We start from the raw sequence: 10,409 nt of genomic DNA on the forward strand, positions 1-10,409 counted from the left end.
AATGACGCTTTTGATATTTGAAAGGGGCAACGATGGCTATGATGAAATCAACAGGAATTGTAAGAAAAGTAGACGAACTGGGACGGGTTGTTATTCCAATTGAATTGCGCCGTACGCTTGGCATTGGTGAAAAGGATGCGCTCGAAATTTACGTGGACGGTGAGCGGATCATGCTTAAGAAATATGAGCCTGCCTGCATCTTCTGTGGCAATGCCGAGAATGTAACTTATTTCAAAGGAAAAATTGTTTGTCATGAATGCATTTCTACTATCCCTACCCCTGTGACAAACTAAAACAAATAGTATATAATAAGAATAAATCAAATTGTTAATTCTAACCTTTTTATATCTCCTTGGCCCTCCGTTTATGCGGGGGGCACTTTTTTTGTGGGTGCACCCTCCCAAACCCTCCCTGTAGGGAGGGCCCCAAAGGGCTGCCAGCCCTCTGGACACCCGGAAGGGCACACCCGCGGACAGTGCGGCAATCGCGGACGGAAGCAGGCGGTAGTGGTAGGCCCGGCCCTGCGGGCCTCGTCATGCGGCGCGGATGGGTGAGTTACTACGAACGGACTGCGGCGGCTCTCCCTTTGGGAATCGCCTTGCGTCGACGGTGATCCGTACTTTTAGTGCGGTTCGATGAGTTACGGCGTGTGGACTGTAGCGGCTCTCCCTTCGGGAATTGCCTTACGTTAGCGCCGGGTGATACGTCTAACCCCAGCTTGCTACAGATGGCGGGGGGGGGCATCGCTCTCCCTTTGGGAATTGCCTTACGTTGGAACCGATGGGACTTCTAACCCCGAATAAGCTACTGACGACGGGGCTTGATCGCTCTCCCTCCGGGAATCGGCTTACCTCGGCTATAGGCGTACAGCTGATTCGGCGAATGAGTTACGTCGTGCGGACTACGGCTGCTCTCCCTGCGGGAATCGCTGGCATCGGCGTTTAGCATTACCTCTCCAAAATAACCGCTTAATGTTTTCCCAATATTCCCTCAGCATTATCTAACATCATATAACTCATCCAATTTATACACTTAAATCCATTTTAATGAACGAATCTTCTAGACTGCTATTCCCGCTCCAGCAGCGCATTATAAATATCCCGTTTGGCGACGCCGCGGTCGGAAGCCGCTTTTTTCATAGCTTCTTTACGGGGGATGTCGTTGGCCTCGTAGTGGGCTACGTGTTCTTCAATGCTCAGCTCACGCCACCAAGCGGACTCGGCAGCAGCTGCCTCTTCTTTACTCTCGCCCTCAACGACAATGACATATTCCCCAAGCGGAGGATGCTCAGCTAGCCAGGCGCTGCACTCTTCAATCGTTCCGCGCAGAAATTCCTCGTACCGCTTGGTCAGCTCCCGGGCCAGAACGATACGGCGGTTGCCGAACGCCTCCAGCAAATGCTCCAAGGTCTTAAGTACCCGATGCGGAGACTCATAAAACAACAGTGTTCCCTGGGCAGAACGCAGAGGGGATAAGACAGCACGAATGTCTTTTCGCTCCCGGGGCAGGAAACCGGCAAAAGTGAAAGTTGTCGTCGGCAAGCCGGAAGCGATCAGCGCCGACAATGCAGCGTTAGCACCCGGCACTGGAATGACCGGAATACCATGACTAATAGCAAGCGCAACGAGGTCAGAACCAGGGTCGGAAATGGCCGGCAGACCAGCGTCACTCACAAGCGCTAAATTTTTACCTTCTATTATATAGCGTATCAGCTCCGGCCCACTTGCCGCCTTATTATGCTCGTGATAGCTGAATAACATGGATGGGGTAATTTCAAAATGGCTCAGCAGTTTTCGCGTATTTCGTGTATCCTCAGCAGCGATAATATCGCACTCCTGGAGGGTGCGCACAGCACGATAAGTCATATCCTCCAAGTTGCCAATCGGTGTAGCTACAAGATAAAGAGAACCGCTCCCTTCTGGACGCCCTCCATCTTTACTGTTTTGAAAACTACTCTGGCAAGATATTGTCATGATCTACCCTCTCCGGCTCCAAAATAGATGTCCATGATCTCCGGACAATATTCATTGTTCTCATTATAAACGATCAGCGGCGGCTGCAAACGCACCTCCGGCTTCCCGTCACGCGCTGCTTCGATCAGCACCATATTCGCTTCAAGATGTGCACGCGGATGCACAAAACGGATACTTTTCGGCTCCAGTCTATACTGCCGCATCAGGCTGATAATATCTGCAAGACGCTGCGGCTTGTGTACCATACTCACCTTACCTCCAGTACGGACAAGCCGGACACAGGCCTGAATGACCTCCTCCAGTGTACAGCCCAGTTCATGACGGGCCATCGCCTGGTGCGTGTTCATTTTGAGATCACTCCCGTTCAGCGGCATGTATGGCGGATTCACGGTGATTGCATCATATACGCCATAGCCAGCCACTGTATGCAGCTCCCGCAAGTCGCCTTCATGAATGACAATCCGCTCCTCCAGACCATTCATAGCCACACTGCGGCGGGCCATGTCAGCAAGACGAGGTTGAATCTCGATTCCTTCTATAGAAGCACTAGTACGTGTAGTCAGGAGCATAGGAATAACGCCATTACCGGTGCAGAGATCAAGCACTCTTCCACGCGGCGGAATACCTGCGAATCGGGCCAGCAGCACAGCATCCATCGAGAAGCTGAATACCTCATCGCTTTGTATAATATGCAAATCATGGGTCAATAAATCATCCACTCGCTCCGACGGAAGCAGAGGAATGGCTGAATCTTTGAACGAATTCATCTTGTAGCTCTCCTTACCCTTGAAAAATTGAAATACCATAAATCTCTTCTATATTACAAAAAAACCGTAGGCGTAAATCCCCTACGGCTGGATATCCTCATTTATTAAGAAAAGAAAGACAGAACAGACAATCACCCTCTGTACGCAAATGCCCAAAGTAAACATTACAGATGTGGAAGCCCTCATGGTATAGACGGGCCAGGTTATCATAACCTTCCCCGACAACCTCCTCTGTTCCTTCGCTTGCCGCCAGAAGCGCTTCTGCTTCCGCCGAATCCACGTTAGGATCTAGGGGTGCTTCCCTCTTTAATATTTTTCTAAGTTGTTCATTTTCGAGACTGAGCCTTTGATTGGCTTCCATCAGTTCTTTTACCGTCTGTTTCCATTCGCCAAGATTGGCGCGCATCGTTTCCATCTGCGCTTCCATATCCTGCATGTGTGCAAATATATTTTTCTTCTCCAAGTTTCCACCCCGAAAGTAACCTTATATGGTTTACTTGACGACAACATCATCCATTGGAAGTTCCTTCACTTTGCCCACTTCAAACAGCTGCACATGAATCGTACGGTTTCCGGCATTAATGCCTACAACCTTGCCTTCCCCTAAAGAGGTAATGACCATCTTACCGACTGCCGGCATTTCTTCCTTCACACTTTCATAATTATCATGCTCAAACTTCAAGCAACACATAAGCCGTCCGCATAATCCGGAAATTTTGGTCGGATTGAGCGAAAGGTTCTGATCCTTGGCCATTTTGATAGATACCGGCTCGAAATCGCCCAGCCAGGATGAACAGCAGAGAACCCGCCCGCAGGGACCCAGTCCACCCAGCATTTTAGCTTCATCACGCACACCAATCTGCCGAAGCTCGATCCGGGTACGGAAGATACTAGCCAGATCCTTGACCAATTCACGGAAATCGACACGTCCCTCAGCCGTGAAATAGAAGATGATTTTGTTGCGGTCAAACGTGAATTCGACATCCACCAACTTCATTTTAAGGCCATGATCACGAATTTTATTTAAACAGGTGGTAAAGGCATCTTTTGCCGCACCCTTGTTCTCTTCCACCACACGTGCGTCGGTTTCACCGGCAATACGCATGACTTTCTTCAGAGGCAGTACAACGTCAGACTCCTGCACCTCTTTTTTGCCAATGACGACTTTACCGTACTCCACCCCACGTGCCGTCTCAACAATCACGCACTGATCCCGTTCAATCGGAAAATCCAGCGGATCGAAGTAATATATTTTACCCGCTTTTTTGAAGCGGACACCTACTACGCTGTACAAAAATTAACCCCCTTGTTTGCCGGTAAAAGGAACCTAAGGGCAAGTCCGCTCCCTGGTAATGCATGCTTGTCCTTCCTCATCGGTTACACCAATACTTCCAGGCTGAAGCGACATATGGAGGATATTCATAATTATCCTTTAGCTTTCCAGACGGATTAAGAACTGCTCCAGACAAAGCTGGGCATTGGCATTGGAGCGCAGCTTTCTTTTGCTCTCTGCAGCAAACTCCATGTATCCAACCCACTGTTCCGTAGTCCGCTGACGGGCATGTCTGGAAATAAAGTCTAACTGATCTATGAAAACGATACTTTCGTGCTTTCGGTACAGGAAGTAGAGCATATCTTTGAACCATAGATGGAACATGCTGAATAGAGTATCCAAATGTTCACCGAGCCCGGTCTTGAACAGCTTCACCCCCGCAGTTGCAAGCGCGGAGCTGCCTTTGCCCAAAGACTCCTTTGCTAATTGTAACACTAGATTTCTCATTTCTGCAAACCAATTCTGTTCCAAAAGTTGCCTGCAGCCCTCAAGACCAGAGGTCAAGGATACGGCGCAGCGGGCCAAGGGAAGCGGAACTCCGTCAGAAGCAAGCGCCTGCAGCATTAGATCCGGATGTACAGGACTGAATGGGATACGCTGAGTTCGCGATTGTATCGTCGGCAGCAACGCCCGGCTATTATCCGAGATCAGAATGCCCACTGCCGGTGCCGAAGGCTCCTCAAGAAACTTCAGCAGACTATTGCCGGCTTGCACCGTCATTTTGTCCGCTTCATCTATAATGTAGATCTTGGGATTAACACCTTCGGACCGATATGAGAACATTCGCTGCAGTTCACGAATCTGATCAATCTTGATGCTAGCTCCATCAGGCCGCAGGATCGTCAGATCCGGGTGATTGCCATGCTCTACCTTTCGGCATTCCAGGCATTCCCCACAAGCATCATCGTCGGACACTGTACAAAATATGGCCTGGGCGAATGTTAGCGCCGTACTCATCTGTCCGCTGCCAGATGGCCCACTGAACAGATAGGCATGGCTCACGGTATCATTGCGCAGTGCGTTCTGAAGCAGCCTTTTGGCATCCTCCTGACCCAATATATCATGAAAAGACATAAATTCCTCCCAAATCACTCTTAAAAAGCAAGGTTTAACAATAATCCTCGGATTTCTCCCACCTTGCCCAACAGATCTATACGGCCTTGCTCACTGCTAAGCAGATCATCTGCCATCGATAACAGCGCAGTATCAATCTCTTCCAGCAGTTTGTAGCGTTTGCTGCGACCACGACGATCCCAGCCCTTTGTTTCTTTCAGAATTACGCCGCGCCGTGCCGTTTCCTCTAAAAACCGTTTGATCAACGTCCGGTAGATAGACAGTTCTCGAACCGTCATGGATTTGGACAAACGGTCTCCTTGGAGCTGGATTTCCCGAATTTGCCGGTTTAGCTCATCCTTCGTCTTCTGTTCTCCTTGCTGCTGGAACACATCGGAGAACGTTTTTTGCTGAACTGGCTTGTTCAGCCCCTCCGCGTTGGAAAGCTCACTCTTCAGAGGTCTGTAACCCGGGTTGATCTTCAAGGTTCATCTACCGCCTTTATTAATAATATCAGAAGGGCTACAGCTTGAGATGCTCTTCCTGATATTTCAAGAATAATGTGTACTGTAGGAGTGCTTTAATAATGTTCAAAACGGTCAACAGGAAGTACAAATACGGTCGCACCGCCGACTTGAACCTCTACAGGAAGCGGCAAATATGAATCTGTCGTACCACTCATCGGCGTTACTGGAGTGACTAGCTGCTCACGTACCTTGCAACTGTTGCGGATGACACTCAGTACAGATTCGACCTGAACGTCCTCCACCCCAATCATGAAGGTAGTATTGCCCGCTCGCAGAAATCCTCCTGTACTGGCAAGCTTGGTTGCACGAAAATTAGCTTTGACCAATTCACTGGACAACCGGTTACTGTCCTTATCCTGGATAATCGCTACGATCAACTTCATCTTCGCATTCCCTCCTTAAAGAAATATGGAGCTGTCTGGATACAGAGCAGCTATCCTTATATATTTGACAAAACTCATCAAAAACCCTTTAATACTCTCTCTTCCAGTGTTCGTACAATATCCTGCTCCACCATATGAAGCGGACGTCCGGCATCCAGCACGACAATTCGGTCCGGATTGTTATTTACCACGAGCTTGTAACCCTCACGGACTTTCTCATGAAAAGCCAGGCTCTCCAGATCCAGTCTGTTCACTTCCCTGTCCTGGTTGGCAGCGATTCGTGACAGACCCACCTCGGGTTCAATGTCGAGATAGAAGGTTAAATCCGGCATACGGTTACCGATAGCAAAACGATTGATCTCCCACACCGCTTCCATACCAAGACCTCTGGCATATCCTTGGTACACGAGACTGCTGTCGACAAAGCGATCACACAGTACCGTAAGCCCTTCCTCTAAAGCTGGCTCGACAACCTCCGCCAAATGCTGGCTGCGGGCTGCTGCATATAGTAATGCTTCCGTACGTGAGTCCATTGCGGTATGCGCCGGATCAAGAATAATGGAACGGATCTTCTCGGCAATCTCAATTCCGCCGGGTTCTCGGGTAATCAGGTACGGGATAGAACGATTCTGCAGGTAAGCCGCCAGCCTCCCTATAATGGTAGTCTTTCCGGACCCTTCCCCCCCTTCCAGTGTGATAAAGAAACCTTGTCGTTCCACTTAATCCTCTCCGCCTTTCTTCTTGTTGTATACCATTATATGCTGCAATGCGGAATCCGCACACGCCTGAAATTTCGCACCGCCTCTAGACAAATCCATTAGTCTTTGAAGTACAGACTCTGTGATCTTTTCCCCCGGATAAAGCAGCGGTATGCCGGGAGGATAAGGAATAACCATTTCAGCTGCTATTTCCCCAGCGCTGTCCGCAAGCCTGATCGGCTTCATATCTCCGGATGCCACCGGCTTGAGCGAAAAAGGTACAGGATCTGAAAATAATTCCCTGTTGAAAATGTTCCACGTGGAAACATTGGCGTTCGCGATCAACTCTGCTTGTCCATCTTGTTTATGGATGACATGATGTTCCTGAATTAGAGAAGAAGTCTCCGCAGAAACAGCAGCCGATTCATTCTCTGTGCTTACATATGGTTTATCGGCTGCCCCCCACTGTGTTCCTCTTGTCGCGCGCTCCTCTTCGTCAATCTCCCGCAGCGCGTGCAAGAGCCGCTGCGCGTCCTCAGCCGAGGATCCGAGGCTGAACAACAGCACTACGTGCCGGGCGTCGCTCATCTCCGGCACACAGCCCTTAGCTTCGAGCCGCCGCTGCAGCTCGAAGCCGCCCAGGACCCCGGCGCCGTCATGGAGGACGGCTTTGAAGGGGTCCTGGGTAGTATAAGCCGCCCCGCGCAGCGGCGGCGTGTCACTTCCGGCGGTGGTGGCATAGCCACCGCCGGTGTGCTGCAGCGGCGCAGCCGGCTGCAGCAGCCTGTAGCGCGGCAGCTCTGCGAGGCCGCGCCGCAGAACGTCCACTGCGGCAAGTCCCGCCGTGAAGGCTTCGGGGCCCCGGCTGTGCAGCAGTCGCCGGGCCAGGTCCAGCGAGCCCATCAACGGGTACGATGGGCTGGAGCTCTGCACCATGGCAAGCCGCTGCCGGAGCAGGGCCCGGTCAATATGCGGTCCCTGAACGTGCAGCATAGCGCCCATGGTGAGCGCGGACAGCATTTTGTGCGTGGACTGTACGACACCGTCCGCACCACACATCAGCGCCCCGGCAGGCAAAGCCGGGTGCTGCCCATAATGCGCGCCATGCGCTTCATCCACCAATAGCGGTACTCCGCTATCGTGGCAGGCCTGCACTAGAGGCGCAAGATCGCTGCCCATGCCGTAATAGTTTGGCATGGTTACTAGCACTCCGGCGGCTTTAGGATACGCTGCAAGAGCAGCCTGCACCGTCTCCGCCGCCGGAGCCACCGCAAGTCCGCTCAGCGGGTCAATCTCAGGCTCCAGGAACACTGCCCGCACCCCTGCGAGCATTAACCCGTGAATAACCGATTTGTGCACATTACGCTGCACAATCAAAATCATGCCAGGTTCAGGACATACTGTCAGGATCAACGCCAGATTACCGGCTGTACTGCCACCCACCAGAAAAAAACTCTCCTCTGCTCCAAAGCAATCTGCCGCCAGCTCCTGCGCTTCCCTGATTACACCTTCTGGGTGATGGAGATCATCCGTCCCTGTAATTTCAGTTACATCATACTCCATAATCTCACCCAAAAACCCGGCATTCCTAGGTTCGTGTTCATATGCTTTACCATTCTTATGCCCAGGAACATGATAAGAGGTATTACCCTGAGCTTTGTATTGCTCTAACATCTCATATATAGGCGCACTACTGCGCTTGTCCTTATTCATTATCCATTCCTTCCGGTAGGGTTAACCTCTATTGTATCGCAAATACGCGCAAACGCCTATGCCGCAGTTTCTCTTTATGGAAGCACAACAAAACGGCTCCGCCGTCAAAAGAACGGTGAAGCCGTATATACAACTTATTCTGCAACCAACGCGACACCGATCCACCGCCCAACCTTAATTCTATTTCTAATCCTGCACTTGCAATTGTGGCCTCAAGCGTTTTTTTGAAGTTGGATTTTCTTCATCTGACCGATAAAAAAGCGATATTTAGCATCCTCTGCCTCAGTGCGCACCATCTCAGCCTCACAATCCTCGCAAATAAAATGTGAGACAATCACAATACCTTCCTCTTTCATCTGTCCACAAATGATACAAGCTTGTTCCGGTTGCTGATCCATTTAGCATCCCACCTTGACTCTTTTAAGAACAGTATGATACACCTTCTATCATTTTAAACCTTTTCATAGTATTTTCATATCTATATGATTGTAATTTATCTATATTCAGCTGCTGCCCTCAAGGTTCTTCAGAGTTCGGTTAAGAAAAAGCCTTCATCAGCCGATATTAAAAACATTGAGAACTTACGAGGAGGTCCGTCCTTTTTTATGGAACCCAACACGAAAAGTGCAGCTACATTCTATCAATATAAACTAATCCGAAAAATTAACCTGACCCAATCGCTTCTGAGTATTTATATTACAATTCCCATGGTATGTCTGGTACTAGAGACGGTATTCCTCTCTTGGTGGAGTATATTCTTCATGATTATCGCTGCACCTGTTGTCTTTTGGATACAATATGTGATCTCACGATCAGTCCTGGTCATTATGGGCCACCCTATCGCTAAAAGATGGGGCATCTCCTTGAAGCTCCCGTGGCTCGGCTACATGCCGGATCAGTACATCAGCTATCGCATATTCCGGAAGGTCCAGCTGCATAATTTTTGGATCGGCCTTTGCATCGCAGCACTTTTTATTGTCTGGTCTCCGCCCGCCTTTACAGCCTCGCTGGTGGTATGTCACCTTTGGCTGCTACTGCCGCGACTATATATCTTGCTCCGGCTACGACGGGAAAGCAAGGAAGGCATGCTCAAGTTCAACCCGGCGGATGCTTCCTATTACTCGCAATAACCAGTTAACGTAATAGCTTCTTTTGCACAGGCTTCCGCGAAAATAAACCATATCAAATAAAGGCCATCCGATTAAGGATGGCCTTTACCTATTTTCCTCCCAGACTTTTAACAGAGGTCTTCTTTTCCTTCGGAACCATCACGATAAAGTAATCATCATGAACAGATAAATGCACAGTCAGTCCGTCCTTCTGAAAAACTCGCGAGCCCGTCTTCTCTTCTTCGTCCTGCTCTACCCAGCCCCATTCCTTGATGGTATTCAAATAAGGCTCTGGTATACTATCCTTCTCCTTTAATCCAGGCAAAGAATAACGTACATAGTCCATTGCTACATTTGTGGTTGTCCGGTCAGGAGAATTAGCTTCCTTCGGAACCGGAAAACTCTTTTCGTTCAGTGCACCCTCAAATATATCCCAGGAAGGCTGCTTCGCTCCGCAGCCCACCAGCATTATACCAACTATACAAAAAACAAGTAGCATCCAGAAAGGTTTGGTTGGCTTCATACCTTAAATCCTCCTTACCTCTACCATGCATCTAAAGACACAAGAAAATTCAGTTTATGAATTTAACAGTAGTTCATTCGTATCAAGGCTATTCTTACTATTTGCACTTTTCTATTATACTTGTATCATCCAAAGTGTCGGTAACAAAAATGTCATCCTATTGGAGACAATTTAGCCTCCATTTCAACTTTTATATAAAACAAAAAAACCATTGCTGAACACTCAACAATGGTTTTAGTGCTTGGCGGCGTCCTACTCTCCCAGGACCCTTCGGTCCAAGTACCATCGGCGCTGGAGGGCTTAACGGTCGTGTTCGGGATGGGTACGCGT

General features: G+C 49.5%; 14 protein-coding genes and 1 rRNA gene. 3 read left to right on the forward strand and 12 right to left on the reverse strand.

The window, feature by feature from the left end:
• Window positions 1-38 precede the first annotated feature (38 nt).
• Window positions 39-293 (forward strand): AbrB/MazE/SpoVT family DNA-binding domain-containing protein, encoded by a 255-nt coding sequence (locus ACFRAM_RS27330; protein WP_042123095.1) that lies wholly within the window; start codon window positions 39-41, stop codon window positions 291-293.
• 478 nt (window positions 294-771) lie between these two features.
• Complete coding sequence (locus ACFRAM_RS27335) at window positions 772-945, forward strand: hypothetical protein (protein WP_379470079.1); 174 nt, start codon at window positions 772-774, stop codon at window positions 943-945.
• A 122-nt stretch (window positions 946-1,067) separates the two neighbouring features.
• On the opposite strand, the gene rsmI is transcribed toward ACFRAM_RS27335, so the two are convergent.
• The 10 genes from rsmI to ACFRAM_RS27385 all read right to left on the reverse strand — a co-directional run bounded on the left by rsmI (window position 1,068) and on the right by ACFRAM_RS27385 (window position 8,845).
• A complete protein-coding gene (rsmI, locus tag ACFRAM_RS27340) occupies window positions 1,068-1,973 on the reverse strand; it encodes a 16S rRNA (cytidine(1402)-2'-O)-methyltransferase (protein WP_379470081.1) in 906 nt (301 codons plus the stop codon).
• On the reverse strand, window positions 1,970-2,740 hold the full coding sequence (locus tag ACFRAM_RS27345) for a tRNA1(Val) (adenine(37)-N6)-methyltransferase (protein ID WP_175370231.1): 771 nt from the start codon (window positions 2,738-2,740) through the stop codon (window positions 1,970-1,972). The genes rsmI and ACFRAM_RS27345 overlap by 4 nt, the downstream gene beginning before the upstream one ends.
• 97 nt (window positions 2,741-2,837) lie before the next feature.
• Window positions 2,838-3,203 carry a DNA replication initiation control protein YabA gene (gene yabA, locus ACFRAM_RS27350; protein ID WP_066367987.1) on the reverse strand — a complete coding sequence of 122 codons (366 nt, stop codon included), beginning with the start codon at window positions 3,201-3,203 and terminating at the stop codon, window positions 2,838-2,840.
• A 30-nt stretch (window positions 3,204-3,233) separates the two neighbouring features.
• Complete coding sequence (locus ACFRAM_RS27355; RefSeq protein WP_066367989.1) at window positions 3,234-4,034, reverse strand: PSP1 domain-containing protein; 801 nt, start codon at window positions 4,032-4,034, stop codon at window positions 3,234-3,236.
• A 138-nt stretch (window positions 4,035-4,172) separates the two neighbouring features.
• Complete coding sequence (gene holB / locus ACFRAM_RS27360; RefSeq protein ID WP_379470084.1) at window positions 4,173-5,147, reverse strand: DNA polymerase III subunit delta'; 975 nt, start codon at window positions 5,145-5,147, stop codon at window positions 4,173-4,175.
• Between the two features lie 20 nt (window positions 5,148-5,167).
• Window positions 5,168-5,611, reverse strand: coding sequence for a YaaR family protein (locus tag ACFRAM_RS27365; protein WP_175370233.1), 444 nt, complete (start codon window positions 5,609-5,611; stop codon window positions 5,168-5,170).
• A 95-nt stretch (window positions 5,612-5,706) separates the two neighbouring features.
• Window positions 5,707-6,036: a cyclic-di-AMP receptor gene (locus ACFRAM_RS27370; RefSeq protein ID WP_066368004.1), complete on the reverse strand. Its 330-nt coding sequence runs from the start codon at window positions 6,034-6,036 to the stop codon at window positions 5,707-5,709.
• A gap of 77 nt (window positions 6,037-6,113) precedes the next feature.
• Window positions 6,114-6,755, reverse strand: a complete 642-nt coding sequence (gene tmk, locus ACFRAM_RS27375) for a dTMP kinase (RefSeq protein WP_175370234.1) — start codon at window positions 6,753-6,755, stop codon at window positions 6,114-6,116.
• Window positions 6,756-8,447, reverse strand: coding sequence for an aminotransferase class I/II-fold pyridoxal phosphate-dependent enzyme (locus tag ACFRAM_RS27380; RefSeq protein ID WP_379470087.1), 1,692 nt, complete (start codon window positions 8,445-8,447; stop codon window positions 6,756-6,758).
• A gap of 212 nt (window positions 8,448-8,659) precedes the next feature.
• On the reverse strand, window positions 8,660-8,845 hold the full coding sequence (locus ACFRAM_RS27385; RefSeq protein ID WP_066368015.1) for a sigma factor G inhibitor Gin: 186 nt from the start codon (window positions 8,843-8,845) through the stop codon (window positions 8,660-8,662).
• 207 nt (window positions 8,846-9,052) lie between these two features.
• Between ACFRAM_RS27385 and ACFRAM_RS27390 the strand changes: the two genes are divergently transcribed.
• Window positions 9,053-9,577 carry a hypothetical protein gene (locus tag ACFRAM_RS27390; RefSeq protein WP_175370236.1) on the forward strand — a complete coding sequence of 175 codons (525 nt, stop codon included), beginning with the start codon at window positions 9,053-9,055 and terminating at the stop codon, window positions 9,575-9,577.
• An 88-nt stretch (window positions 9,578-9,665) separates the two neighbouring features.
• Here the strand turns inward: ACFRAM_RS27390 and ACFRAM_RS27395 are convergent, their stop codons facing one another.
• Entirely contained in the window at window positions 9,666-10,079 is a 414-nt protein-coding gene (locus tag ACFRAM_RS27395) for a hypothetical protein (RefSeq protein ID WP_175370237.1), read from the reverse strand.
• Between the two features lie 239 nt (window positions 10,080-10,318).
• Window positions 10,319-10,409: ribosomal RNA gene (gene rrf, locus ACFRAM_RS27400) — 5S ribosomal RNA — on the reverse strand; the annotation flags it as partial.

It is taken from the genome of Paenibacillus sp. NPDC056722 (genome assembly GCF_042790635.1).
Taxonomy (GTDB): Bacteria; Bacillota; Bacilli; order Paenibacillales; family Paenibacillaceae; genus Paenibacillus_AQ; species Paenibacillus_AQ agri.